Genomic DNA, 26,905 nt, shown 5'->3' on the forward strand with positions numbered 1-26,905 from the left:
AGGACGAGGCAGGGGGGTCATGCCCCCTGCCCGGGGAGTTCGGGGTTCCGGCAACGATGGAGTGGCGTGTGAGGACGGACAGCAAGCGGCGGAGAAGGTCCCTGGTGGCCATATCCGCCGTACTCGGCGGCGTACTGGTGCTCGCGGGATGCGGCGGCGACGACGGCGGCAAGACGCCGAAGGCCAGCGGGGAGGCATCGGCCAAGTCCCAGGCGGACGTGGACGCGGCTGCGGCCAAGGACGCCTCCAAGGCCAAGATAGCCATCACGCCCAAGGACGGCGCCACCAACGTCGGCCTGAACGACTCGGCCAACGTGGCCGTCAGTGACGGCACGCTCACCCAGGTCGAGCTGAAGAGCTCCGAGGGTGCGAAGGTGGCGGGCAAGATAGCCGCCGACGGCAAGAGCTGGAAGCCGGACGGCGCGCTGAAGCGCTCGACGAAGTACGCCCTGTCGGCGACCGCGAAGGACGAGGCGGGCCGCGAGGCGCACGAGAACGCCTCCTTCACCACCGTCTCCCCGCAGAACAGCTTCGTGGGCTCCTTCATCCCGGACGCGGGCCAGACCGTCGGCGTGGGCATGCCGGTCTCGATCACCTTCGACAAGCAGATCAAGGACAAGAAGGCCGTCCAGGCGGGCATCACCGTCACCTCCAGCAGCGGCCAGGAGGTCGTGGGCCACTGGTTCAGCACGCAGCGGCTGGACTTCCGCCCGGAGAAGTACTGGCAGGCCGGTTCCACCGTCACCCTGAAGCTGGCGCTGGACGGGGTCCAGGGCGGCCCCGGCATCCAGGGCGTGCAGAGCAAGACCGTCACCTTCAAGATCGGCCGGAGCCAGGTCTCCACGGTCGACGCGAAGAGCAAGAAGATGACGGTCACCCGGGACGGCGCGGTCCTCAAGACCATCCCGATCTCGGCGGGCTCCCCGGAGAACCCGACCTACAACGGTCAGATGGTGATCTCCGAGAAGTTCAAGGAGACCCGGATGAACGGCGCCACCGTCGGCTTCACGGACGACGACGGCAAGGGCGAGTACGACATCAAGGACGTGCCGCACGCGATGCGCCTGTCCAACTCCGGCACCTTCGTGCACGGCAACTACTGGGGACCGGACTCGGTCTTCGGCAGCGCCAACACCAGCCACGGCTGCGTCGGCCTGAACGACGCCAAGGGTGCGAACGACCCGAACCAGCCCGCGGCCTGGTTCTACGACAACTCCCTCATCGGAGACGTCGTCACGGTCGTCAACTCCCCGGACAAGACCATCAAGCCGGACAACGGCCTCAACGGCTGGAACATGAGCTGGGCGGAGTGGAAGGCCGGCTCGGCCGCCTGACGCGCCGCTGCGACAGCTGAACCCCGCGACGGACGGCGGGGAGCCCCGGCCAGGGGGCTCCCCGCCGTCCGTCTGTGTGTCACCTGTGAGTTCGCGTTCTCATTCGACTCTTATGGACGGCTTATCCGGCCGTCACGGGTGCTGCCTACCTTCGGCCGCATGTTCTTCACCTACCTCCGGCGCGAGCTGCGCCGCCGCAGGAAGGCGGCGCTCGTCGTCGCCTCCGGACTCGCGCTGGGCATCGCCCTCGTCATCGTCGTCACCTCCGTCTCGGCCGGCATGGCGCAGGCCCAGGGCAAGGTCCTCCAGTCGCTCTACGGCCTCGGCACGGACATGACCGTCACCAAGGCCCAGACCCCGCCGGCCGAGGGCGAGACCGCGGCCCGGCCCCGGTTCCAGTTCGACGCGAAGGGCGAGGGCGACGCGAACGCCGAAGCCGAGCAGAGCAGCGACCTCGTGATGCCCCAGGGCTTCGAGACCCTCGACGCGGCGACCGTGGACAAGGTGTCCGGGCAGACCGGCGTCGCGCGGGCCGTCGGCGGCCTCAGCCTCCAGGTGATGAAGGTCAACGGGCAGTTCAAGCGCGGCGAGTTCAAGCGCGCGGAGGGCGAGGCGGGCACCGGCGCGGCCACCAAGCCGGGCGCCACCGGCGGCGGCACGGGCGGTACGGTCGAGGGCGGCGGCGCCGACTTCGACGTCAACTCCTTCTCCGTCTACGGCGCGGACGTCACCCGGCCCGAGCTGGGCCCGCTCACCACCTCCAAGATCACCTCGGGCCGCACCTTCGCGGCCGGCGAGACCAGTGCGGCCGTCGCCGTCGTCGACAGCGCCTACGCCACCAAGAACAAGCTCGCCGTCGACTCCGAAATCACCATCAAGAGCGCCAAGTTCAAGGTGATCGGGATCGCCACCGCCGACAGCGGCGACGCGGCCGCCAACGTCTACGTACCGCTGGGGCAGGCCCAGACGCTCGCCGGAACCCCCGGCAAGATCACCACGGTCTACGTCCAGGCCGAGGACTCCCAGGCGATCGGCTCCGTCAAGCAGGCCATCCAGAAGAACGTCCCGGACACCACGGTCACCACCTCGGCCGACCTCGCCGACACCGTCTCCGGTTCGCTCTCCACCGCCGCCTCGCTCGCCTCCACCGTCGGGACGTGGCTCTCGTACGCGGTCCTCCTCGCCGCCTTCCTCGTCGCCGGTCTGCTGACCTCCTCGGCCGTGTCCCGGCGCGTCCGCGAGTTCGGCACGCTCAAGGCGCTCGGCTGGAAGAGCGGCCGCGTCACCGGCCAGGTCGCCGGCGAGGCCCTGGTCAACGGCCTCATCGGCGGGGTGCTCGGCATCGGCCTCGGGCTCGGAGCCGCGTACGCCATCACCGCGATCAGCCCGCAGCTGACCGCGCAGCTCGCGGGCGGCGCCGGCCGGCTGCAGGGCCCTGGCGGGGGCGGCGGTGGCGGGATGATGCGCTCCGCGCAGCAGAGCGCCGGCAAGGCCCTCGACATCGCGCTCACCGCGCCCGTCTCGCTCTCCACCATCGGCCTGGCCGTCGCGCTCGCCGTCGCGGGCGGGCTGATCGCAGGCGGCTTCGGCGGCTGGCGCGCTTCCCGGCTGAGGCCGGCGGACGCCCTGCGTCGCGTCGAATAGCCCGCGGGCGCAGGTTCGTACAGATGTTTGCGTGTCTGTGTTTGTGCCTGTGCCTACGGCTCGTGCGCCTGCTCGCCCACGCCCGTCCCACCGCCCCGCAACCCGAGGGAACGAACCAGAGATGTACCAGCTCACCGGTGTCACCAAGCGCTACCAGCGCGGCAAGGAATCCATCGACGCGCTCGCCGGCGTGGACCTGACCATCGAGGACGGCGGCCGGCTCGTCATCCAGGGGCCCACCGGCGGTGGCAAGTCCACCCTGCTCCAGATGCTCGGCGCCCTGGACCGCCCGACGGCGGGACAGATCGTCCTCGACGGACTCGACCTCGCCACCGTCTCCGAATCCCGCCTCACGCGGGTCCGCGCGGAGAGCATCGGCTTCGTGTTCCAGTCCTTCAACCTGATCCCGACGCTCACCGCCCAGGAGAACGTGGAGACGGCCCTCGTCCCGCTCGGCCTGAAGGCCCGCGAGCGGCGCGACCGGGCCGCCGAGGCGCTGGACTCCGTGGGCCTCGGCGAGCGGATGGGCCACCTGCCCGGGGAGATGTCCGGCGGCCAGCAGCAGCGCGTGGCCATCGCACGGGCACTGGTGAAGCGGCCGAAGGTCCTGCTGGCCGACGAGCCGACCGGCAACCTCGACGAGTCCATGCGCGACGAGGTCATGGAACTGCTCGAAGGGCTGTGGAAGGAACACGGCCTGACCTTCGTCATGGTCACCCACGACAGCGCGCTCGCGAAGAGGGCCCCGCGGGTCGCGACGATCCGCCGGGGGAAGGTGACCGTCACCGAAAACGCCTGAGCGTGCCCCCGTGCTCCGGTTTAGGGTCCGGAGCATGACGATCATCACGGCACTTTCGGTGCCCCCGACCGACCCCGAGATCGACCACTGGTGGGCCGTCCTGGCCGCGGCCCGGACGGCAGACCTGCCGGGGACTCCGCCGCCCTCCCGGACGGAGGTGGCCGGAGCGCTGCGGGTGCCCTCGGCGCGGGGGCGCGCGGTGCACTGGGCGACGGACGACGCCGTCGCCTCCCTGGTCCTGTTCGCCGACGGAGCCAACGACCACACGGCGTTCCTGAGCGAGCTGACCGTACGGCCCGACGCGCGGCGCCGCGGTGTGGGAACGGCCCTGTGGGCGCGGGTCCGCGAGGAGCTGCTCGCGGACGGCCGGACCTCGGTGTCGGCGGAGGTGGACCTGGGAGGTCCGGGGCAGGCGTTCGCCGAGTCCGTGGGCTTCGAGAACGTCATGTCGATGGCCTGGTACGTGCAGGACGTGCGGGAGGCGCGGTGGGTGCAGGGGGCTCAGGCCGCGCAGGCGGCGGAGCGAGGGGCTGCGCCCACCCCGCCCGGCTACGAGCTGCACTGCTGGCCCGGGCTGGCGCCCGACGACTGGGCGCAGGCCCTGGCCGTCGCCCACGGGGCGATGGAGGACGCGCCGACGGGGGAGCTGGACCAGCAGACCCCGACCTGGACGGCGGAGCGCCTGCACGCGGCCCACCGCAAGGTCCTGGACGGGGGAGGCGCACTGACCACGGTCGCCGCCGTCACTCCGGACGGCGAGGTGGCGGCCTACACGGAACTGGTCCTCCCCGACCCGGCCGGCCCGCGCGCACTCCAGTACGACACCGTGGTGGTTCCCGCCCACCGGGGCCACGGCCTCGGCCGCGCGGTCAAGCTCCGCATGCTCGCGGAGGAGGCGACCCTCCACCCGGACCTGCGCACCATCGTCACCTCGGTGGCGGACGACAACACCCCGATGCTCGCGGTCAACGCGGCCCTGGGCTACCGGCGCGAACGCGGGCTCGGGTACTTCCAGTTGAAGCTCTAACCGGCCGGGGGCGGGTGTCCTACGGAGCGGATTCCTCGACGGGGCCCGGGGCGTGGTCCCGGTCCCGGTCCCGGTCTCCGTCCTGGTTCTGGTCCCGGTCCCGGTCGGGGGTGGTCGGTGACGCGGACCAGGAGGCGAGGAGGCTGAGGGCGTCGGCCGACGGGGAGCCCGGGGTCGCGTGGTAGGTGACCAGGAACTGCGCCGGGTCGTCGGGGAGGGCCAGGGTCTCGAAGGAGAGCAGGAGTTCGCCGACCAGTGGGTGGCGCAGTCGCTTGACGCCGTGCGTCTTGTTGTCCGCCACCGTGTGGGCCGCCCACAGCCTGCGGAACTCCTCGTTCTTGACGGACAGTTCACCGACCAGCGCGGACAGCCGCTCGTCGTCCGGGAACTGCCCGGCGTACACGCGCAGATTGCTCACCACCTCGCACGCCCGGCATTCCCAGTCCGCGTACAGCTCCGCCGTCGCCGGGTCCAGGAACACCAGCCGCACCAGGTTGCGCTCCTGCGCCGGGAGCTTCCCGAAGTCGCCGAAGACCGCCGCCGCCAGCCGGTTCCAGCCTATGACGTCCTGGCGCCGCCCGACCAGGTACGCCGGTACGCCGTCCATCGCGTCCAGCAGGGTCCGCAGCTGCGGCCGGACCTGCTGGGGGCGCGGGGCCTGGCGGCGCTTGCGGGGCTTGGGGCCGGCCAGGCGGCTCAGGTGCGTGCGCTCCGTGCCGTCCAGGCGCAGGGCCCGCGCGATGGCGTCGAGGATCTCCGCCGACACGTTCTGGCCGTGGCCCTGCTCCAGCCGCGTGTAGTACGCCACCGACACCCCGGCCAGCTGCGCCAGCTCCTCGCGGCGCAGGCCGGGGACCCGGCGGTGGCGCCCGTAGTCGGGCAGGTCGACGTCCTCGGGGCGCAGCCGGGCGCGCCGGGAGCGCAGGAACTCGCCGAGCTCGGCTCGCTGATCAAGCTGGTCCATTACCCCAGTATCACCGGGCGGGGGTGCGGGCCGGGGGCGTGAGCCTGACCCCGCCAAGGGTAGGTCTGCCAGACCTAGGCAGGGCAGGGGGATGGGTGTCCGGGGCGGGGGCGTGCAGGCTGTGAACACACAGCAGAACCGCACCGCAGGTACCCGTACCGCAGGTCCCCGCACCACAGTCTTCCGAGGAGTACCACCGTGTCCGTCACCCAGGTCGCCGCCTACGCCGCTCCCGCGCCCAAGGCCCCGCTGGAGCGCATCACCGTCCCGCGCCGTCCGGTCGGCGCGCACGACGTCCTCATCGACATCAAGTTCGCCGGCATCTGCCACTCCGACATCCACCAGGTCACCGACGGCTGGGGCGAGGGCATCTACCCCATGGTCCCGGGCCACGAGATCGCCGGTGTCGTCGCCGAAGTCGGCTCCGGGGTCACCAAGTTCGCGGTCGGTGACCGCGTGGGCGTCGGCTGCTTCGTCGACTCCTGCCGCGAGTGCGAGCAGTGCCTCGCCGGGCAGGAGCAGTTCTGCGCCAAGGGCATGACCGGCACGTACAACTCCCTCGACAAGAACGGCGAACTGAGGTGCCCCGAAGTTCGCGGACTCCCGCCATGCAAGAGATACTTACCTTGACCAAAGGATAGGTAAGTGGCAAAGCGCACGACCCCGTACTCGGCAGAACTCAAAGAGCGAGTAGTGCGGGAAGTACTCGACAAATCACGCCCCCACGCGGATGTCGCCAAGGAGTTCGGTGTCACCGAGAGCTCGTTGAGTCGTTGGGTCGCCCAGTACCGGAAGCGGCACCTCGCAGGCGAACCGATGGCAGATTCCATCGCCGCGGACGAGCGTGTCCGCGAGTTGGAGAAGAAATTGCAGGAGGTCACCACCGAACGGGACTTCCTAAAAAAAGCGGCAGCCTTCTTTGCCCGCGACCATCGGTGACCGAGAAGTATGAGTTCATCGACGGCGAGAAGGACAATTTCCCGATCACGGGCATGTGCACCTGGCTTGACGTTTCCACCTCTGGTTTCTACTCCTGGAAAATGCGACCGGCTTCGCCCACTTTTGAGCGGCGTGAAAAACTGAAGCTCATCATTCGTCATGTCTTCGACGAATCCGATGGCACCTACGGATACCGCCGAGTTCACGCCGCCCTCGGCCGCAAGGGCGTCGAGGCAGGGCCCGAGCTGGTGCGTCTCCTGATGCGGGACCTGGACCTGGTCCCCTGCCAGCCAAGGCCCTGGCGGATCACGACCGTGTCAGACAATGATCAGCCGGCACTCCGGGACTTCCTCGGACGCGACTTCACGGCCGCCGCTCCCGGACAGAAACTGGTGGGAGACATCACATACATCCACACCTGGGACGGCTTCCTCTACCTGGCGACGGTGATTGACTGCCACACCAAGGCCGTTGTCGGCTGGTCCATGGCGAACCACATGAAGACATCCCTCATCTCGGACGCCGTCGACATGGCAGCGGGCAATATCAAGCTCGCTGATGGATGCATATTTCACTCTGACAGAGGAAGCCAGGGTACACTTCACAAGAGTTCCGAACGAAACTTCAAAGGATGCAAATGCGGCCCTCGGTCGGCAAGACCGGAGTCTGCTGGGACAACGCCATGGCCGAGTCTTTTTTCGGAGCCCTGAAGAACGAACTCGTGTATCGCACTACCTTCCCGTCCCGGGAACACGCACGCAAGGCGATAGTGCGGTACATAGAAGTCTTCTACAACCGTAGACGCCTGCACTCGGGACTTGGGTACAAGACCCCGCAAGAGGTTCACCGCGAATACGAGAAGATACAGCTCGCAGCGTAAGTTTCTCGCGCAAGCACAGTCCGTTTTCTTCGGTGCCCCTCAAACCCACCTACGGCGGTTACTCCACGCACGTCGTCGTCGACGAGAACTACACCGTCCGCATCCCCGACGGCCTCGCCCTCGACGTCGCCGCCCCGCTGCTGTGCGCCGGCATCACCCTGTACTCCCCGCTGAAGCACTGGAAGGCCGGCCCCGGCAAGCAGGTCGCGGTCGTCGGCCTCGGCGGCCTCGGCCACATGGGCGTCAAGATCGCCCACGCGCTGGGCGCCGAGGTCACCGTCCTCTCGCAGACCCTGCGCAAGCAGGAGGACGGGCTGAAGCTGGGCGCCGACCACTTCTACGCCACGAACGACGAGGCCACCTTCAAGGAGCTGGCCGGCCGCTTCGACCTGATCGTGTCGACCGTCTCCGCGCCGCTCGCCCTCGACGCCTACCTGGGCCTGCTCAAGGTGGACGGGGCCCTGGTGAACGTCGGCGCCCCGGAGGAGCCGGTCTCGCTGAACCTGTTCTCCGTCATCGGCGGCCGCAAGACCCTGGCCGGCTCGATGATCGGCGGTATCGCCGAGACGCAGGAGATGCTCGACTTCTGCGCGGAGCACGGGCTCGGTTCGGACATCGAGCTGATCCGCGCCGATGAGGTCAACGAGGCCTACGAGCGCGTCCAGTCGGGCGACGTCCGCTACCGCTTCGTCATCGACACGTCGACCATCTGACGGTCCCGGAGCGCCTCCGGCGGGGGCCGTCACACGTTCTTCATGCCCCGTGCATGGTCTCGGCGGCCCTCCACCCGGACGATCTTCCCATCAGCCTTCAGCCACAGGGGAGTTCGAGATGCCCAGTCGCCGCCACTTCCTCGCGGGTTCCGCAGCCGCCGCCGTCGGCCTCGCGGCCCTCCCGCAGGCCGTCCAGCCCGCGCAGGCGGCTGCCGCCGGGGTGGAGGGTCCGCCGAACCTCGTGGTGATCCTGGCCGACGATCTGGGCTACGGCGACCTGGGCGCGTACGGCCAGAAACTGATCAGCACCCCGCGCATCGACCAACTCGCCGCAGAGGGGCTCCGGTTCACCGACGCCTACTCCGCGGCCGCCGTCTGCGCGCCCTCCCGCGCCGCGCTGCTGACCGGCCTGCACACCGGCCACGCCGCCGTCCGGGCCAATCCCTCCAGCGGCGGCCAGGGCAGCCTCGGCGCCGGCGACACCACCTTCGCGGAGGTGCTCCGGGCACGCGGCTACCGTACGGGCCTCTTCGGCAAGTGGGGCTTCGGACCGGAGGCCGGGGACCAGCCGAGCCACCCGGGCGCGCGCGGCTTCGAGGAGTTCTACGGGTACATCGACCACGGGCACGCCCACCAGTACTACCCGGCGTACCTCTGGAACGGCAACGCCAAGGAGACCGTCCCGACGGGCACCTTCGCCCCCGACGCGATCGCCGCGCGCGCCCTCGGCTTCATCGACGCCCACGCCGACGGCCCCGCCCCCTTCCTGCTCTTCCTCACCCCGAACCTCCCGCACGCCCCGAGCGAGATCCCCGACGCGAGCGCCTACGCCGACCGGTCCTGGACGCAGGCGAACAAGTCGCACGCGGCGCAGATCAGCCTCCTCGACGCACAGGTCGGCGCGATCGTCGACCGGCTGGAGGCGCGGGGCGTCGCGCAGCGCACGGTCGTCCTGGTGGCCTCCGACAACGGCCCGCACGAGGAGGGCGGGGTGAACCCGGACCTCTTCGACGCCAACGGCCCGCTGCGCGGCTACAAGCGCAACCTGTACGAGGGCGGCGTCCGCGTCCCCCTGATCGCCTGGTCCCCGGGCCGGATCGCCCCCGGCACCACCAGCGCCCGCCCCACCCCGCTCTACGACCTCCTGCCCACCCTCGCCGACCTGGCGGGCGGCGCCCCGGCCCCCTCCGACATCGACGGGCTCTCGGCGGCCCCCGTGCTGAACGGCGCCCCGGCGCTCGCCCCGGTCCACGACCACCTGTACTGGTACCGGGACGAGCAGGGCGTCACCAGCCGGGCCAACACGCAGGACGGCGGCCGGGCGAAGCAGGTCGCGGAGGCCATCCGCAAGGACCGGTGGAAGGCCGTACGGTTCGCCCCGGCGCGGGACCGGACCGTACCGGACGGGCAGTGGCAGTTCGAGCTCTACGACCTGTCGGCGGACCTCGGCGAGAAGTACGACGTGGCCGCCGCGAACCCGGCGGTGGTGGCCTCCCTCACCGCCCTGCTCCGCTCGTCGTGGGCGGACACCTACGTCCGCCGCCCGTGGGGCCTCGCGGCGGCCGCGGACGCTTCGGCGGCCACGGTCACCACGACCGTCTCGAACGGCACGGGCCGGCCCTGGCCGGACGTCCGCGTCACCCTCCCGCTCCCCGCGGGCTGGACGGCCGTCCCGGCGGGCCCGGCCACTGCGACCTCCCTCGCCCCGGGCGAGGCCCTGACCACCACGTGGCGGGTGACCGTGCCCGCGACGGCGGCGCCCGCGCTGCTCCTGGCACAGGCCACCACCTCGTCCGGCCTGGGCTTCACCGCACCCGCCCGCTACGCCCCGCTGCCCGCCCCGCCCACGCGGGACAGCTACCTGAGCGACCTCCCCTGGGTCTCCGCGGCCAATGGCTGGGGCCCGGTCGAGCTCGACCGCTCCAACGGCAAACAGGCGGCGGGCGACGGCACCCCGATCGCCTTCGGCGGGGTCACGTACGCGAAGGGCCTCGGCGTGCACGCCCCGTCGGAGATCGTCTACCACCTGGGCGGCCGCGGGAACCGCTTCACGGCCCTGGTCGGCATCGACGACTTCTCGAAGAAGCAGTCGGCGTCCGGAGCCACCCGGGCGACCGTGCGCGGCGACGGGCGCGTCCTCGCCACGACGGGGGTCCTGACCGGCGCCTCGGGCCCGACGGCCCTCGACGTGGACGTACGCGGAGTCCGCCTCCTCCACTTGGTGGTGGAGGACGCCAACGCGAACTCCGCCTTCGACCACACCTCGTGGGCGGCGGCGCGGGTGACGGTGGTCTGAGCGCGCGGAACGAAAGGAGCCCCGGCCCCCGCACGCGGGGTCCGGGGCTCCTTCGTACGCGGACTCAGCCGTCGGCGCGGGCCACGCCGATCGGGCAGGAGACGCCCGTGCCGCCGATGCCGCAGTAGCCGCCGGGGTTCTTGTCCAGATATTGCTGGTGGTACGCCTCCGCAGGCCAGAAGGGGCGCTCCGATGCCGGGAGGACGGCCGTGGTGATCGTGCCGTAGCCGGAGCCGGTCAGGACGCGCTGGTAGGCCTCGCGGGAGGCTTCGGCGGTGGCCTGGGCGGCGGGGGAGTGGGTGTAGACCGCCGAGCGGTACTGGGTGCCGACGTCGTTGCCCTGGCGGAAGCCCTGGGTGGGGTCGTGGGACTCCCAGAAGAGCTTCAGCAGGGCTTCGTAGGAGACCAGGGAGGGGTCGAAGACGACCCGGACCACCTCGGTGTGGCCGGTGCCGCCCGAGCAGACCTCTTCGTAGGTCGGGTTCTCGGTGAAGCCGCCCTGGTAGCCGGCGAGGGTGGTCCACACCCCCGGGGTCTGCCAGAACTTGCGCTCGGCGCCCCAGAAACAGCCGAGGCCGAAGTCCGCGACCTCGAGGTGGGCGGGGTACGGGCCCGCGAGGGGGTTGCCGAGCACGGTGTGCACGGCGGGCAGCCCGAAGAGCGGCTCCGCGCGGCCGGTCAGGGCTTCCTCGCGGGTGGGGAGCTCGGGCGTGCGGCGGTACGAGAACATGGATTCCCTCCTTTGTGGTCTACCGATAACGGCGAACGACGGGCGGGGATTCCCGCGGCCCGGCCCGGCTTCCGTCCCGGCCTGACGGTTCCGGGCGTGAGAGGCACGAAGAAACCCCGCCAGGAGGGCCTGGCGGGGTTTCGACTTCTACGGACGAGCGTCAGCCACTACCACGGTGGGCAAGGAACGCCGGCCGCCTCTCTGGGAGCGAGAAACTCTTCCCGGAAGATCTCAAGAGAAGCCCTGAGCAGAGGGATCTCGATCTCCGGACCGATGGTGCTCAAGCGAGCCGAGTTGGAATCCAACCTGAACTCCAGGAGAAGCTCACCTCGCACACCGTCGATCATTTCAACAACTTCCATTGCATCGAAGTCATTGTAGTCACTCAGGATGATCAGAGCGGCGAATTTCCGATCTTGAACGGAGAAAAATCTCATAGCCAGCCCTCGAATTGAAGTCCGCCACCGCGCAGACTCCAACGCGCGCCCCGCTTCGTCACGGTATCCATGATCTCGAGCACCGATCCGCCATAATGGGCCGATGCAGAGCTAATGGTTCTGGTTGTGTTCGGGCTACTCAGAATTTCACCCACGAGTTCCTCTCCACCTCTATTCAGAGCGGCATAGGCGTTCTGCCGATTAGCGCCATGAAGGAAAGGCGCGTACAGCTTGATGTGATCCGCAGTCCGCTTGACCGGGTCAGTGTGCTTCTGTAGAGCCCTTCCCGCCTCCGTCATGTGGAAATCGTTCTGCCAGGGCTTCCCCTTCTTCGGTGGAATTTTCTGAAGTGCCGCCGCAGTCAGATCGGCGTCCGTCGCATCGGAAAGCGGGCAGTTGTGGACGAGAGCGGGGGTGGCGCCTGCGAGCACATAGTAGGTGTGGAAGTCGTCGACGGTGAGGTTGTGGGTGGTGACGGCGTGGGGGTAGTTGCGCGTCGCCGTGACCGTGAGGGTGGTGCCGCCCGGCTGGCGGAGTCGTTCACCGGTGGTGAGTTCGCCGGCGTCGACCCACTGGTGGCGGGTTTCGCTCCAGTAGGGGTGGTGGAAGGTGGAAGTGATCTTCGCCGGCGGGCCGCGAGGGCTTGCCTCGTCGGTGAGGGTGAGGTCGGTGAATTCCTTGTCGTCGGGGGTGGTGATGGTAGTGGTGACGGTCTTGGGGAGGGTTTCGCCGGTCTGCGGGTCGGTGGCAATGACCACGTCGCCGTCCTTGACGTCCTCGATGGACTTGGCCGTACCGTCGGCCATCAGGACCTGCACCCCCGCGGGGAAACTGTTGCACTTACCCGAAGCCGTGGGGGCGTCGCCTCCGCCGCCATCGGCCTTAGCCGCGTCGGCTTCGTCTGCCACCGACTTGGCGTCGGTTCCCGCGCTGTCGCTGGCCGATTCCTTGGCAGATTTCTCTGATGCGGATTTGGCTGCCTTGGCTTCGGCGTCCCGGGCTTCCTTGAAGGCCTTTTTCGCCGTGCTGTAGGCCTCGGCGGCCTTGGCGGCTCCGCGTTCGGCTTCGTGGATGGCGTCGTAGGCCTTGTTCAGTTCCTTGTAGACCTTGAAGGCCTTGATGCCGATCTTTACGGCCTTGACGAGCTTGCCCCAGGGGACGAAGTTCAGGGCCGTATTGATGCAGGCCATGACGTCGCCCTTGGTGAAGCAGTCCCGGGCGTCGTTGTATCCGATAAGGTCGCCGACCATGTCGACGACTTCGTCGATCAGCTTGTCGCGCTTCTTCTTGGCCGTGGTGACCTTGTTGTTCGCCTCGTCCAGGCCCGACGTGTCCGGTTCCGGATCGCCCTTGTCCTTGCCGAAGTTCGGGTCGAACGTGGAGCCGAGGTCCGTGCCGTTGCTGCCCGAGCAGTACGCGACTCCGAAGCAGCTTTCCAGGCCCGAAGCATCGGACTTGTTGACGGGGTCGTTCTCGGAATAGGCGTAGGCGTTCCACTGTTGCGGGTTGCCCGCGTTGATGATCGGGTCGGGGCTGATGAAGCGGCCGGTGGTGGGGTCGTATTCGCGGGCGCCTAGGAGGGTGAGTCCGGTGGACTTCTCCTTGGTGCCGCCGACGAATCCCTTGTCTCCGGCCCAGGCGCCGGGGGCGGGCTGGATGCCGCGTTCGTTGCCGAACGGGTCGGAGGCGCGCCGGACGTGGGTGAGGTCGGAGGCCTTGAGCTGGACTCCGCCGGTGCCGTGGTGGTCCGAGCTCTGGTAGGTGAACGCGGAGCCGCTGGTGGTGCTGGTGGTGCGGGTGACGGACAGGCCGCCGGGCATGCCGTAGGTGCGGACGTTGGCAACCTTGCCGCTGGCGGTGTCCAGGGTGATCTGGTCAGTGCCGAGGTTCAGCGTGGTGCTGGTCGGGTCGCGGCGGATGAGCTGGTTGCCCGCAGTGTCGTAGAGGTAGCTGGTCCCGGCGCTCTCACCGGTACCGACGATCTTGTCGATCTTGCCCTGGCCGTTCCAGGTCAGGGCCTTGGTTCCGGCGGTGTTGGTGATGCCGGCGGTGTTGCCGGACTGGTCGTAGGTGTAGGAGGTGACCTTGGTTCCGGACGGGCCGGTCTCGGTCGAGGTCATCAGCGCGTGCGGGCCGCCGGTGCCGCCGCCCGTCTGGGGGTCGGAGGACGGGACGTTGGGGCCGGTGCCGAACGTCTGGTTGATCGTGACGTCCTTGGCCGCGTTGCCGGTGACGTCCTTCTTCACCAGTTTCTTGCGGTTGCCCATCTGGTCGTACTCGTACTGCTGCCAGTACGGGGCAGGACCGCCCACGCTGGGCTTGCCCGTGCCGTCGACGGCGGGGCCGGCTGCGTTGGTGCAGCCGCCGATGCCGCGGACGCTGGGCGCGGCAGCCGTGGTCTGGGTACCGGTGTCGGTCCAGGCCTGGGTCAGGCGTCCCAGGTAGTCGTGGGTGAAGCACTGCAGGTCACGGCCGGTGCCGTCCTGGGTGTCACCGATCGAGGTCAGGTGCCCGACCTTGTTGTAGGTGTAGTCCAGGACATCAACGCTGGCCGTCGCGGCAGTCTGCTTGTCCAGGGTGGAACGGACCGGACGGCCGCTGCCGGCGTCGTAGTCCATCGTGGAGACGACCTGCATGCCGGTGTCGCCGACGGTGCTGCGGATGGCCCGCCCGTAGGGGTCGTAGCGCACGTCCACCAGGTACGGGGTCCTGGTGAGCCCGATCTTGCCCCCGAGCGAGGTCATGTTGCCTACGACATCGGTGCCGTACGTCAATGTCTCGACGCCGAGGCCGGCCTTGGGAATGCCGGGCAGGGCTGCCGTCTTCAGCTGGCCGAATGCGTCGTAGGTGTTGACCGTCTCGTAAGTGCCGGCCAGCTCCTTCTCCGCCGCCGGGATGGTGACCTTGCTGCCGAGCTGGCGGTAGCCGCCGTCGTAACCGGTGACCTCCGAGACGTAGGCGCTGCCCGTCTTGCCGCCCACATAGCGGGTGGTGGTGTCGGGCTTGCCCAGCTTCTTGCCGTCGTAGGTGAACGCTCCGACCTGCTTGGCCGGGTCGACAGCCGTGCCCTCGTACGTCGCGATGGGTCGACCGAGAAGGTCGCTGACCGAAGTGGCGCTCTTGAGGCGGGCGTCAGTGGTGGTGGCGAGGCTCCTACTGTCGTCGTAGACGGTCGTGCTGGCACCCGAGTCCGGGTCGGTGGTCTTCACCACGCGGCCCAGGAGGTCGTACGTGAACGTCCACTCGTTGCCGGCGGAGTCCTTCCGTGACAGCTCCTTGCCCTGGCTGTTGGACACGTAGGTCGTGTCGTCGTACGCACCGGTCGGGGTGTCGGTCTTGTACTGGCGCAGGATCGAGGTGGTGCCGTTGGTGATCGTCGCCGTGGCGAATCCGCCGGCGGGCGGGATCTGACGTACTTCGTCCGCACCCGGGTACTGGGTCGTGGAGCGGGACTGCTCCACGCCGAAGGACTGGGAGATGGATGCGGTGCCGCGGCCCAGACCGTCGAAGACCTGGACGGTCTGGAACGGGATCTTACTGTCGGGCTGGACGCCGCCGTTGGGCAGGAACAGCGCCGCGGAGGGCGCGCCCTGGTCGGTGTAGTAGGCGGCGCTGGTTTTGGTCTGCCAGCCGTGGGAGTCGAACAGCGCGTCCGTGATCAGCCGGCCGGCGACACCGGAGGGTGGGGTGGCCTGGGTCTGGCGGACCCGGCCGAGGCCGTCGTAGATCGAATACGAGGACGTGTAGGTGTTGTCGTTCATGAGCGCCTGGCTCAGAACGGCGGACGGCGCGTTCGTGCCGTTCATCGTGTACGAGTACTTGCGCACCGGGAGTGCGCTGTTGGCGCGTTCCTGGCCCGGCTGCCAGATCGAGGTGACCCGGCCGAGGGCGTCGTACTCGCGTTCGGCGACGTGGTTGTTCTCGTCGGTGCTCTTCAGCGGCTGCGAGCGGCCGATGTCGAGGGTCGTCGTCGACTTCCAGCCCAGCGGGTTGGTGTGCGTCACCGTGTTCGGCAGCACTCCGGTGGCCGGTGCGTACTCGGTCGTGGTGACGGCGCCGCCGGGGTGGGCGGCGTCGGTGCGGACCTTGTTGGTGTTGCTGGTGACGCGGCCGTAGGCGTCGTAGGTGGAGGCGGAGTTGAGACGGTAGACCGGCTTGCCGGTCGCGTCGTACTTCTCCAGGACCTCGGTACCCGTGCCGTCCGCTGTCGCTCCGACCTGGCCATAGGCCAGACCGTCGAAGTACGAGCGGGTGTCACCGACGGTGTTCGCGGCGGTCGGCGTCTGGCCGCAGGCACCGGAGATGACCAGGGTGCGGGAAGCGATCTCGGTGACCGCGCCGCCCGGGCCGGTCGGGTACTCGAACGTGGTGCACAGACGCTGGTCCGTGCGGGAGATGTCGCTGTTGTCGTCGACCTGGAGAGGCCGCGTGACGAGCGTCGTGTCATACGTCGACGAGCGCTCGGCAGTGCGCCAGCTTCCGTTGGCGAGCTTCGCGCGAGTGGTGACCTTCGCCGTGTTCAGCGCACGGGCCGTGATCGGCGGCATCCCCGCGGACTGGGCGCGGGTTGCGGTGACCGGACCGATCCACGGAGTGGTGACTTCATCCGAGACGACGGTTCCGCCGTCGCGGTCGTAGGTCTGGGTCTGGCGGACGAAGCCGGACAGGACTTCTTCGTCCTTGATCGTCCCGCCCTGTGTGTCGGTGATGTTGATGCTGCGCTTGGTGCCGTTGGCCAGGACGTCGCCGTCCATACCGCGCAGGTAGGTGGTGACGTTCTTGGTGCGCGGGGCTTCGCTCGCGTTGCCGCTACCGGTGCGGGTGGTCACCGTGGCGTAGCCGCGGAATTGGTCCCAGGTGCGGGTCTTGGGGTCGGTGAACTCGGAGTCGTTGCGGTGCCAGGCGATGCCGCCGCCGTACTCGTAGTCGGTGACCGTGGAGACCTGGCCGCCGACTTTGTCCTGCTGGGTCACGGACTGGACGATGACCTTGTTGAACCAGTCGTTGACCGGGTCGGCGAAGGACTGTCCGGGCAGGTACCACTTGACCGGCATGCAGGCCATCGTGTTGCCGTCCTCGGAGGACGGCATCGTGCCCGCGAGGCGGGAGCATTCGGGGGCCTTGTAGGCGACGTTGATCTGGCCGCCGGTCTCGGTGGTGATCGTCTGGATCCGCGGACGCCGGTAGCTCGGCGCGGAGGCATCCGTACCGTCAGGGCGGCGGACGACGCCGTCGACGCGGTTGGGGAACTGCGTCGCCTGGAACAGGACCGCGGGGAGCTTGATCGCGGTCTTGCTGTTGGTCGCATTGCGCTGGATCGAGTCCAACCACAAGGTCGGGGACGTGCCGTCGCCCGGGTCCTGGAAGGAGTGCTTGAGGTCGTACCAGTCGACCGTGCGCCAGGCCGTGCCCGTCCAGACCTGCGTGGCGATCTGGGTGAACTTCTTCGTCGTGAAATACGTCGGGGAGAGGTTCAGGCACTGGCCGGTCGCCGGGCATTCCTGGTCGATCGGAGTGTCCGGCCAGGAAGCGGCGTTCGCCTTGATCCGCTGGGCGGTGTCCGTGCAGGTGACCGTCCCGATCACGACGCAGCGTTCCGCGTTCTTGATGTTGATCTGAACGGCCGGCTTTGCCTCGGGCAGGCGCTGGCCGTAGCCGATCCAGGTCGGGTAGGAGCCGCGCTGGTACTTCGTGTTGGTGCCGGTGCCGCCGTTCTGGCCGCCACCACGCCCGTAGAAGTTGTCTTCCTGCTCGTAGCGGTAGGAGACCAGGTTCTGGTGCGGGTCCACGACGTAGTCGAGGTTCCACTGCCAGCCCAGCTGCTGCCAGGTGCCGTTCGCAGGAGTGTCAGCGCCCAGGCACTTGTCCTGACCACTGTTGAAATACACCGGCACCGTGGAAACCGACTTGGCCTCCGGGTCGGTGCCGTCCCCGCCGGGCAGGCGGTTGGAGCCGAAGTAGTACTGGGTTCCGTCGGTCGTGGTGACCTTGAAGCCCTCGCCCTTCCAGGCGGCGTTGCGCTGCCCGGTCAGACGCTCGATCTTCGTGCCGTCCTCACCCTGAAGGTGATACACGCACGACGTGTCGTCGCGGACGATCTGGCCAGCGTGGCCTGCCAGGTTCAGGGACAGGATGTCCCCGGCCCAGCACTCGTCACCCGACTCCGCTATCCCCGCATCCTTGCAGCCCTTGTAGGTACGGGAGATCGAACCAGGACTCCAGTCCCAACCCTCACCGAAACCAGATGCCTGCGCGTTCGTGGATGCGGTACGGCCGTCGATGGAGGACGAGTCGTAGCCCAGGCCCACATCCGGGCCCGCGCCCGCGATGGCGGACGGGACCTCTACCGTGTAGCCGTAGGTGAAGTTCGCGGCGTTCGCGCCGGCCTGCCACGACATGGACGGCGCAATCGGCGTTGCGCTGAAGTCACCACTCGCACCCGACGGACCCGCCTCCACGGCGAGGGCCACGGCCTGCGAAGCCAGCATCTGCGGAGCATCCGACGGCGCCGACTTCAACGTACTCGTCTTGGCGGACACCGCCTTGGGGGCGTCCACCTCCGCAACCAGACGACCCGACGCATCCTTGTGGGAAGCGACCGGCGTACGGGCCGTGCAGCCCTTCGCGCCAGGGGTCGTCAGCGCACAGTCGGGAAGTCGCACGACACGTGCACGGTCGCCCCAGTTCGCACCGGTCGTCTTCGACCACGCCGAGACGTCGAAACCGACCTGGACCTTGCCGGACGAAGCACTGCCCGCCGCATCGGTCAGAGCGACGAGGACGCCCCCGACACCAGCCGCACGCGTCTTCGCCTCGTCCTTCACCTCAACCCGCAGCGAACCCTCACCGGATCCGGAAGCGGAACCGGAAGTCGCGAGTTCCGACAACTTTGCCGAACGCTTCGGGCTCTTAACAGGAGCAACCCAGACCGGCAGAGTGCCGGCCTGAACCGATTTCCCCCCGGCCGGGTTTGTCGACCCGCCCGCAATGCCGAGCGGAACGGTCGCAGCGCCGGAAGGGGCTTTCGCCTTCGCGTCCGGGGCCCACGCCTTACCGACCGGCGCCTTGGCGTTGACGGGCTTGGCATTCGAGCCCTTGACGGGTTTGGTCTGTGGGAGCGCCGTATTCGGCGGCACCCACACCTTCGGTGGCTTCGCCACCGCTTCGACCGCGGGCAAGCCCAGGCCGGAGATGAGCACCGCGAGCGCGGCGACCATCGCAACACGTGGCCGTCTCGCGCGCGCGCGCGAAAGCAAACCACCCTGACGAGACAACAAAATCCCCCCACAAAAAGGAATGACAAAGTCCGGTTCTGAGGCAGTCCGGACAGCGCACCTTAAGGAAAGGGAGATCTGCTCACATAATTTTTCTTAACATTTCCCTACATGATCAATGTCACTTGGCGCCCAATGTGACATGTATTGATCTGAACCAGGCATATTGCCCTGGCGAAATGTTGACAGATTTTCGGCCAGCAAGGACCGTGCGCGTGACCTTCGTTCACCGACGCGCATAGCGAGGACCTCTGCCCATGAGGCCATCTTCTTCATCATTCGACGCCAGACCGGGGGCCCTCCGGCGTCGGCGGGCATTCTCGGCCGCGATGCTTCCCGTCGCAGGCGCCGTAGTGCTGTCCCTCGGGGCCGGGCTGATCACCGCCCCGGGCGCCTTCGCCTCGAACGGGCCGGCCGACAGCAACTGGCCGGCTTCGACGCCCAAGCCCGCGCCGACCGCCCAGGAGAAGGCCGTGAACGCGGCCCTGGCGCAGGCGAAGAGCAGTGGCAAGCGCGTGGTCATCGAGCACCTGACGACCGGGAACTCGCAGACGTTCGCCAACCCGGCCGGCACCCTCACCGTGGACGCCGCCTCGGCGCCCGAGCGGGTGAAACAAGCCAACGGGTCCTGGCGGGCGATCGATACGACGCTCCGGGTGAACGCCGACGGGACCATATCCCCGGCGGTCGTTCCCTCCCCGTTGAGTATCTCCGGTGGTGGCACGGGGCCGATGGCGACGATGACCACGGCCGACGGCAAGAAGCTGGCTTTCAAGACGCCCTTCAAGCTGCCCAAGCCGGTCCTCGAGGGCAATGACGCGCTCTACAAGAACGTCCTGCCCGACGTCGACCTGCGCCTGACCGCGACCCAGCTCGGCGGCTGGAGCCAGGTCCTGATCGTCCACACCGCTCAGGCCGCAGCCAACCCGGCGCTGAAGAAGATCCGCCTCGGCGTCGACGCCCCCGGGCTGAAGACCACCGCGGACGCGGCGGGCAACATCAGCTTCAACGACGCCCAGGGCAAGGCCCGCTTCACCAGCCCGACCTCCTTCATGTGGGACTCCACGAAGAAGGCCACCACCGAGGCGACTGCCGTCCCGCAGGGCGGCAGCAAGAGCGGCAAGTCCGCGGCCGCGAGCGGTACCGACGCCCCGCCGCCGGCCGCGGCCGACCGGGTCATCGCCTCCAGCGCAGACGCCCCCGGCGACACCGCCAACGTCAAGCCGATCGCCGTCAAGGCCGATGCCACCGGCATCGACCTGATCCCCGACACCTCCCTCCTCGGCCAGGGCACCGGCCCCTGGTACATCGACCCGGGCGTCAACCCCACCGCGAACAGCGCCAACCAGGCGTGGTCGCAGGTGCAGGAGGCGTACCCGGACACCAACGAGTTCAACGGCACCACGGACGGCCAGAACACGCCCGCCGCCGGATATTGCGGGTACTCGACGTGCGAACGGAAGGGCCGCACGCGCGCGTACTTCCAGATCGGCATCAACTCGGGCATCCACGGCGCCGAGGTCCTCGACGCGCGGCTCTACGCCACCGTCGTCTCCTCCTCCAGCCCCAGCACGTCCACCCCGATGGGCCTCTACCACAGCCCCACGGGCATCAGCAGCCCCACGAGCTGGAACCAGCAGCCCTGCGACAGGTACTCGCGCATGGGCGGCTGCACCAAGATCGGTGGCGTCTGGATGTCGGGCACCGGTGAGATCCAGTACGACGTCACCGGCCAGATGAAGAACGCCGCCTCCGGCCGCTGGTCGACCTTCACGTTCGGCTTTGCGCCGGACGACGAAGGCAATATGTACTACCGCCAGCGGTTCAACAACACCCCGCGCATCGTCACCACGTACGACTTCGCGCCCCACATCGGCAGCCCGCGCACCAGCCCCACCCCGGGCTTCGCCGGTACCGGCACCTACTCCGCCTGCACCACCCCGGGTGCGGCCCAGCCCTGGGACAACCCGGGCTGGATCGGTGCCAACACCAACGTGTCCCTGACGTCCGAGACCTGGTCGCCCACCGGCCGCCAGCTCCAGACGACCTTCCAGATCTGGGACGACGACGCCGCCGGTGCCTCCGTGTGGCACCAGACCGGCTGGAACGGCTCCGCGGGCGACGCCGTCGTCAACGCCGGCACGCTCATCGAAGGCCACCAGTACGGCTGGACCTCGCGCACCACGGACGACACGCTGACCAGCACCGAGAGCAACTGGTGCTTCTTCCGCATCGACCGGACCCCGCCGTCCGCGGCCGTGACCTCGACCGACTTCCCGCTCTCCGGCACCACCGGCGCTCACCCCAAGCGCGTCGACGAGGAGGGCACCTTCACCCTCGCCGGTGCCGACAACGCGCCGGCGACCGGTACCAACCGCAGCTCGGGCCTGGCCTGCGCCCGCTGGACCACCGACCCGGTGGCGGCGGCTTCCGACTGGAACTGCACCGACGCCGACCCGAAGATCGTGAAGACCTTCACCACCGACGGTAAGGCGACGATCAAGTACACCCCGCGCGCCTGGGGTACGAACTACCTGTACCTGCAGACGCAGGACAACGCGGGCAACATGTCCCAGCCCGTCGTCCACAGCTTCTACGTTCCGTCGAACCCGAACAGCCCCGCGCCGATCTTCGGTGACATCAACGGTGACAAGAAGGCCGACGTCGTCCTCGCCGACTCCGCCGGCAACATCCGCCAGATCAACGGCGGCGGCGACCCGGCGTCCTCGCCCGTGGCCCTCGCCCGCTCCAGCGTGAGCGGCAACGGCTGGAACGGCATCCAGCTCACCCACCGCGGCAGCCTCGGCAACAAGAACGTCGACGACCTCCTCGCCCACGAACCGGGCAAGCCCAACCTCTACAACTTCACCAACAACAACACCGGCCTCGTCGACGGCCAGGCACCCATCAACGTCACCAAGCCCACCTCCTGCGCCAAGGCCGACTTCACCGCCATCGACTGCGCCGCTCACGGCTACGGCACCACCAACTGGACCAACGTCACCCAGATCGCGGCCTACGGCTCCGTCGGCGGTGACAGCAAGGCAGGCCTTCCGGGCTCCCTGCCCCAGAGCTCCCTCCTCTTCGTGGAGAACGGCCGCCTCTGGCTCGGCATACCCGGCGCCACCAACCAGCTCGACTCCACGGTGTACCTGCTCTCCGCCAACGACACCACGTGGGGCGGCTACGAGCTGATCACCCCGGGCCGCGCCAAGGGCACCAACTTCCCGACGCTGTGGGCCCGTAACAAGGCCGACGGCGGCACACTGCACGCCTTCAGCCTCACGGGCGGCACCGCCGACAACCCGGTCCTGACTGCGGCCACCAACCCGGCCGCCGGCCTCATCACCGGCAAGATCGACCCCGTCCGCTACCCCCGCGTCGGCTCCGACGGCGACCTCACCGGCGACAACATCCCCGACCTCTGGGCCGTGGACAAGGAACAGCAGCTCGTCGCCTTCAACGGCGTCGGCAACGTCACCAGCGGCTACCCCGCCGTCTCCGGAGTCACCACCACCTTCACCCTCCAGGGCAACCTCAACACCCCCACCCACCAGTGGAAGCTGAACGCGGTGGCGGCCGGCAAGACGCCGAGCGCGGGCGGCAACCAGTTCCCCGCCACCGTCGCGGGTGCCGTCACCTTCCCCACCGCGACCATCGAAGGCCGCAGCACTCCCTACGCGTCGTTCGGCGGTGCCGGGGCCACCATCACCGCCTCCGGTACGAACACGGGTGTCGACACCCGTAAGGACTTCACCATCACCACCTGGGCCAAGCACACGGGGCCCACGACGAGCATGATCGTCAGCCAGGACGGCACGCAGAACAGCTCGTTCATGATCTACGGCGACAAGAACTCCGGTCAGTGGCACTTCGCCCTGGCCAACGCGCAGGGCGGAGGCTGGCCCTTCGACTACACCGGCGTGGCCAACCAGAACGCCCGGTGGACCGTTGACGCCTGGACCCGTCTGACCGCCGTCTACAACGCCGGCAGCGGTCTGATGAGGCTCTACGTCAACGGCGTCCTGGCCAGCACCGGACACCACGCGGCCAACACCAGCCCCGCCCCCAGCGGTTCGATCGTCTTCGGCCGCTACAAGGTCTCCGGGGCCAACGCGGACGTCCTCAACGGCGGCGTCAGCAATTTCGCCGCCTACCCCTACGCGGCCGCCCCCACCGCCCCGGCGACCGTGGGCCGGATCTCGATGACCGCGGCTCCGGGCTCCTGCGTGGACAACGACTACGCCCGCACCGATGACGGCAACCCGATCCAGATCACGGGCTGCAACGGCTCGGTCGCCCAGGACTTCGAGGTCCGGGGCGACGGTTCGCTGCGGATCCAGGGCAAGTGCGTGAACGCGACCAACGCGGGAACGGGCAACACCACCCCGCTCGAACTGCGGACCTGTGGCGGTACTCCGACGCCGGCCCAGATCTTCGTGCCCCGTGCCGACGGCTCGATCTACAACCCGGTCTCCGGCCGGTGCATGGACCTCGGCAACTTCGACACCACGCCGGGCCATCAGCTCTGGCTGTTCGACTGCAACGGCACGGATGCCCAGCGCTGGACCGTCATGACCCTGGGCACCGCGCCCCTCCCCATCCCCACCCTGGACGCGGCACCCTGACCCACCCGGTAGCACCCGGTAGCCGGCGGCAGAGCCGCTGACACCGGCGCCACCACGGCAGAACAACGGCCGCCCCTCCCGTCCGGGAGGGGCGGCCGTCGCCGTATGTGCCTGTATTCGTCGGTGGGTGTCCGCGCGTGCCCGTCAGTGCGGCAGCGTCGCCGGGGAGCCGCCGTTGGCTTCGTAGCCGGCCACGGCCAGGGCGCGGTAGATGGCGTACGAGGCCGCCGGGTCCGGGTCGGCGGACCAGGGGAGGGCGCCCACGTAGCCGTCGACGTGGCGGATCTGGTCCATCGCCTCGGCCCAGCGCTCGCCGCCGACCAGGAAGAGGATGAGCAGGTGGCGTACGTGCGCCAGCATCGGGTCGTCGGGACGCGCGCTGTGGACCGCGTACAGGGCGCCCTCCACCGCCCGGGTCACGGACGCGCTCTGGTGGAAGCTGCGGATCAGGACCACGTCCGGGACGTGCTCGTACAGGGCGAAGAGGGGGAGCGCCGCCAGCAGGGAGCCCTGCGGGGCGCGGGCCGCCGCGTGGTGGGTGAAGGCGTCGGCCTTCTCCCGGGAGCCGTGCCACTTCTCGCACCAGTAGTTCAGTGCCGCCAGGTGGGCGCCCATGTGCTGCGGCGCCCGGTCGATGATCTTCGCCCAGAGGGCGTCGTACTCGGGCTCCGAGTAGTGCAGCATGCGGGCCACGGACAGCTCGACGATGTACGGGACCGGGTCGCCGGGGGCGAGCAGCGCGGCCTTGTGGCAGGACTCCCGGGCCTCCTCCGCGATGATCCGTACGTCGTCTCCGCCCTCGCTCATGCCCTCCGGGCGCCGCCACATCTGCTGCGCCAGCAGCTCGGCGTGCACCTGTGCGCCGCCCGCGTCCTTCGGCGCCTCCAGCCGCCACGCCTTCAGCCACCGCGCCCCGGCCCCGGGCTCCCGGGAGAGCTCCAGCGCCGCCGATCCGGCGAAGGCCTGGACGCGCTGCCAGCGCACCTCGCCCTCCCGGGGGGTGCCGGCCAGCAGCTGGGAGGCGGCCTGCCACTGGCCGGTCCGCCGCACGTGGTCGAGGGCGTCCATCAGGTCCGGGTCGGGGCCGGGGATCCGGACGTCGAGCTCTTCCTGGAGGGCGAATCCGTAGTCCGCCGGGTCGGCGGCGTCCGGGCTCCCGGGCGTGACCAGGCGCAGTCCGCCGCGCCTGCGCCGCAGGATCGGTCCGACGGCGGCCAAGAGCAGGGCCATCGCGAGCAGGAACCACAGAATCTCCATCCCCCCAGCGAACCAGACCCACCCCGGGAATGGCCAATAGGAGGCAAAGGAGGACGCGAAACGGTCTTCCCGCCGGCCCTCTCCCCGTACCCCTCCGCGTACCCCTCCCGATACCCCTGCGAGCTCCCCGGAGGCGGGGCCGCGCCGGGCCCGGACGGGGCATAGCATCGGGACCATGAGCGACGACAGCCACGAGCACCAGAGCTTCGAGACCCGCGCCATCCACGCGGGCAATACGGCGGACCCGCTGACCGGCGCGGTCGTGCCCCCGATCTACCAGGTGTCCACGTACAAGCAGGACGGCGTCGGCGGACTGCGCGGCGGTTACGAGTACAGCCGCAGCGGCAACCCGACCCGGACCGCGCTGGAGGAGAACCTCGCGGCGCTGGAGGGCGGCCGGCGCGGCCTCGCCTTCGCGTCCGGGCTCGCCGCCGAGGACTGCCTGCTGCGTACGCTGCTCTCCCCGGGCGACCACGTGGTCATCCCGAACGACGCGTACGGCGGCACCTTCCGCCTCTTCGCGAAGGTCGTCTCCCGCTGGGGCGTCGAGTGGTCGGTCGCCGACACCTCCGACCCGGCGTCCGTACGGGCCGCGATCACCCCGAAGACCAAGGTCATCTGGGTCGAGACCCCCTCCAATCCGCTGCTCGGCATCACGGACATCGCCGTCGTGGCCGACATCGCGCGGACGGCCGGCGCCAAGCTGGTCGTGGACAACACCTTCGCGTCCCCCTACCTGCAGCAGCCCCTCGCGCTCGGCGCGGACGTGGTCGTGCACTCGCTGACCAAGTACATGGGCGGCCACTCCGACGTCGTCGGCGGCGCGCTCGTCGCCGCCGACGCGGCGCTGGGCGAGGAACTGGCCTATCACCAGAACGCCATGGGTGCGGTGGCCGGTCCCTTCGACTCCTGGCTGGTGCTGCGCGGCATCAAGACGCTGGCCGTCCGCATGGACCGGCACGCGGAGAACGCGGGCAAGATCGCCGAGATGCTGGTCCGTCACCCCAAGGTCCACACGGTCCTCTACCCGGGTCTGCCCGAGCACCCGGGCCACGAGATCGCCGCCAAGCAGATGCGCAACTTCGGCGGCATGATCTCCTTCCGGGTCACCGGCGGCGAGGAGGAGGCCGTCGCGATCTGCGACCGGACCAAGATCTTCACCCTGGGCGAGTCCCTCGGCGGCGTCGAGTCCCTCATCGAGCACCCGGGCCGCATGACCCACGCCTCGGTGGCCGGCTCGGCCCTGGAGGTCCCGGGCGACCTGGTCCGCCTGTCGGTCGGCATCGAGAACGCCGACGACCTGCTGGCCGACCTGACGCAGGCGCTGGGCTAGACCGGGGCCAGACCCCACGAGGCCGCAGCTCCCGGGGGAGCTGCGGCCTCGCTGTTGCCGCCACGCAGTGTGTGTGACGTCAATCAACTCGCCGCCGAAAGGCCGGATTTCGCTGGTCGAAGTCAGTTTTGTTATGCCAATCTCGCTTGGCTCACACAACCTTGACGAGATTGGCTGCCGCCATGCCCAAGAAGTACGTCGCACGTCTGCTCACCGCCGTGGCCATCGCCGGGTTCGGCCTCACCGCCTGCTCGCAGACGACCTCTGACCCATCGGAGAGCAAGGGAAGCTCGTCGCCCTCCGCCGCGGCGAGCACCCCCGCGGCAGGCGGCAGTGACAATCCCACCCCCAGTGCCGCGCCGAGCGTCGTGGTCAACGGCAAGCAGAAGCCCTCGGACCTCCCCGCCGACCTCCCCCTGCCCCAGGGCGAGCTGACCTCGGTCACCGGTACCACGGGCGCCTACGTCCTCACCTACACCACCTCGGACACGAACTCCGCGTTCGCCGCCTACGCCACCGACCTCGTATCCGCTGGATACGACGTGCAGAGGTCCCCGCTGGGTGTCCAGGCCGTCAAGGGCAACGCCAACGTGACGGTCACCAAGACCTCGGCCTCGCTGCAGGTCGCGCTCGTCGTGCAGTAGTCGCCC

Annotated in this window: 13 protein-coding genes and 3 pseudogenes; 11 read left to right on the top strand and 5 right to left on the bottom strand. The window is 69.2% G+C overall.

Annotated features, from left to right (window positions below):
* Positions 1-56 precede the first annotated feature (56 nt).
* The 4 genes from AC3IYI_RS25275 (at position 57) to AC3IYI_RS25290 (ending at position 4,804) form a co-directional block, all read left to right on the top strand.
* The gene (locus tag AC3IYI_RS25275; RefSeq protein ID WP_489405878.1) at positions 57-1,334 is read left to right on the top strand and encodes a L,D-transpeptidase; all 1,278 of its coding nucleotides are present in this window, start codon (positions 57-59) and stop codon (positions 1,332-1,334) included.
* Between the two features lie 159 nt (positions 1,335-1,493).
* Entirely contained in the window at positions 1,494-2,978 is a 1,485-nt protein-coding gene (locus tag AC3IYI_RS25280; protein WP_489405879.1) for an ABC transporter permease, read from the top strand.
* 121 nt (positions 2,979-3,099) lie between these two features.
* Positions 3,100-3,777, top strand: coding sequence for an ABC transporter ATP-binding protein (locus AC3IYI_RS25285; RefSeq protein WP_266880775.1), 678 nt, complete (start codon positions 3,100-3,102; stop codon positions 3,775-3,777).
* Between the two features lie 34 nt (positions 3,778-3,811).
* Positions 3,812-4,804 (top strand): GNAT family N-acetyltransferase, encoded by a 993-nt coding sequence (locus AC3IYI_RS25290; RefSeq protein ID WP_489405880.1) that lies wholly within the window; start codon positions 3,812-3,814, stop codon positions 4,802-4,804.
* Between the two features lie 19 nt (positions 4,805-4,823).
* Here the strand turns inward: AC3IYI_RS25290 and AC3IYI_RS25295 are convergent, their stop codons facing one another.
* On the bottom strand, positions 4,824-5,768 hold the full coding sequence (locus AC3IYI_RS25295) for a helix-turn-helix transcriptional regulator (RefSeq protein ID WP_489405881.1): 945 nt from the start codon (positions 5,766-5,768) through the stop codon (positions 4,824-4,826).
* Positions 5,769-5,966: 198 nt separating this feature from the next.
* Here AC3IYI_RS25295 and AC3IYI_RS25300 point away from each other — a divergent pair.
* From AC3IYI_RS25300 to AC3IYI_RS25315, 4 genes and pseudogenes are all read left to right on the top strand, one after another.
* Positions 5,967-6,344: pseudogene (locus tag AC3IYI_RS25300) on the top strand (alcohol dehydrogenase catalytic domain-containing protein); the annotation flags it as partial.
* 69 nt (positions 6,345-6,413) lie between these two features.
* A pseudogene (locus tag AC3IYI_RS25305) lies at positions 6,414-7,587 on the top strand (IS3 family transposase).
* A gap of 41 nt (positions 7,588-7,628) precedes the next feature.
* Positions 7,629-8,300 (top strand): annotated as a pseudogene (locus AC3IYI_RS25310) (NAD(P)-dependent alcohol dehydrogenase); the annotation flags it as partial.
* Positions 8,301-8,418: 118 nt separating this feature from the next.
* Positions 8,419-10,596, top strand: coding sequence for a sulfatase family protein (locus AC3IYI_RS25315; protein WP_489405882.1), 2,178 nt, complete (start codon positions 8,419-8,421; stop codon positions 10,594-10,596).
* Between the two features lie 64 nt (positions 10,597-10,660).
* Here the strand turns inward: AC3IYI_RS25315 and msrA are convergent, their stop codons facing one another.
* From msrA to AC3IYI_RS25330, 3 genes are all read right to left on the bottom strand, one after another.
* Complete coding sequence (gene msrA / locus AC3IYI_RS25320) at positions 10,661-11,326, bottom strand: peptide-methionine (S)-S-oxide reductase MsrA (protein WP_489405883.1); 666 nt, start codon at positions 11,324-11,326, stop codon at positions 10,661-10,663.
* Positions 11,327-11,493: 167 nt separating this feature from the next.
* Positions 11,494-11,763 carry a hypothetical protein gene (locus AC3IYI_RS25325; RefSeq protein WP_489405884.1) on the bottom strand — a complete coding sequence of 90 codons (270 nt, stop codon included), beginning with the start codon at positions 11,761-11,763 and terminating at the stop codon, positions 11,494-11,496.
* Entirely contained in the window at positions 11,760-18,587 is a 6,828-nt protein-coding gene (locus tag AC3IYI_RS25330) for a polymorphic toxin-type HINT domain-containing protein (protein WP_489405885.1), read from the bottom strand. Before AC3IYI_RS25330 ends, AC3IYI_RS25325 begins: the two co-directional genes overlap by 4 nt.
* Before the next feature lie 779 nt (positions 18,588-19,366).
* Between AC3IYI_RS25330 and AC3IYI_RS25335 the strand changes: the two genes are divergently transcribed.
* Positions 19,367-23,665, top strand: coding sequence for a ricin-type beta-trefoil lectin domain protein (locus AC3IYI_RS25335; RefSeq protein ID WP_489405886.1), 4,299 nt, complete (start codon positions 19,367-19,369; stop codon positions 23,663-23,665).
* A 144-nt stretch (positions 23,666-23,809) separates the two neighbouring features.
* Here the strand turns inward: AC3IYI_RS25335 and AC3IYI_RS25340 are convergent, their stop codons facing one another.
* The gene (locus tag AC3IYI_RS25340; RefSeq protein ID WP_489405887.1) at positions 23,810-24,922 is read right to left on the bottom strand and encodes a hypothetical protein; all 1,113 of its coding nucleotides are present in this window, start codon (positions 24,920-24,922) and stop codon (positions 23,810-23,812) included.
* A gap of 175 nt (positions 24,923-25,097) precedes the next feature.
* On the opposite strand from AC3IYI_RS25340, the gene AC3IYI_RS25345 reads away from it, so the two are divergent.
* Together AC3IYI_RS25345 and AC3IYI_RS25350 are read left to right on the top strand one after the other, a co-directional pair.
* Positions 25,098-26,255 carry a cystathionine gamma-synthase gene (locus tag AC3IYI_RS25345; protein WP_389695664.1) on the top strand — a complete coding sequence of 386 codons (1,158 nt, stop codon included), beginning with the start codon at positions 25,098-25,100 and terminating at the stop codon, positions 26,253-26,255.
* A gap of 182 nt (positions 26,256-26,437) precedes the next feature.
* Complete coding sequence (locus AC3IYI_RS25350) at positions 26,438-26,899, top strand: hypothetical protein (RefSeq protein WP_489405888.1); 462 nt, start codon at positions 26,438-26,440, stop codon at positions 26,897-26,899.
* Positions 26,900-26,905: the final 6 nt, after the last annotated feature.

Source organism: Streptomyces sp. GL_148 (assembly GCF_057834205.1).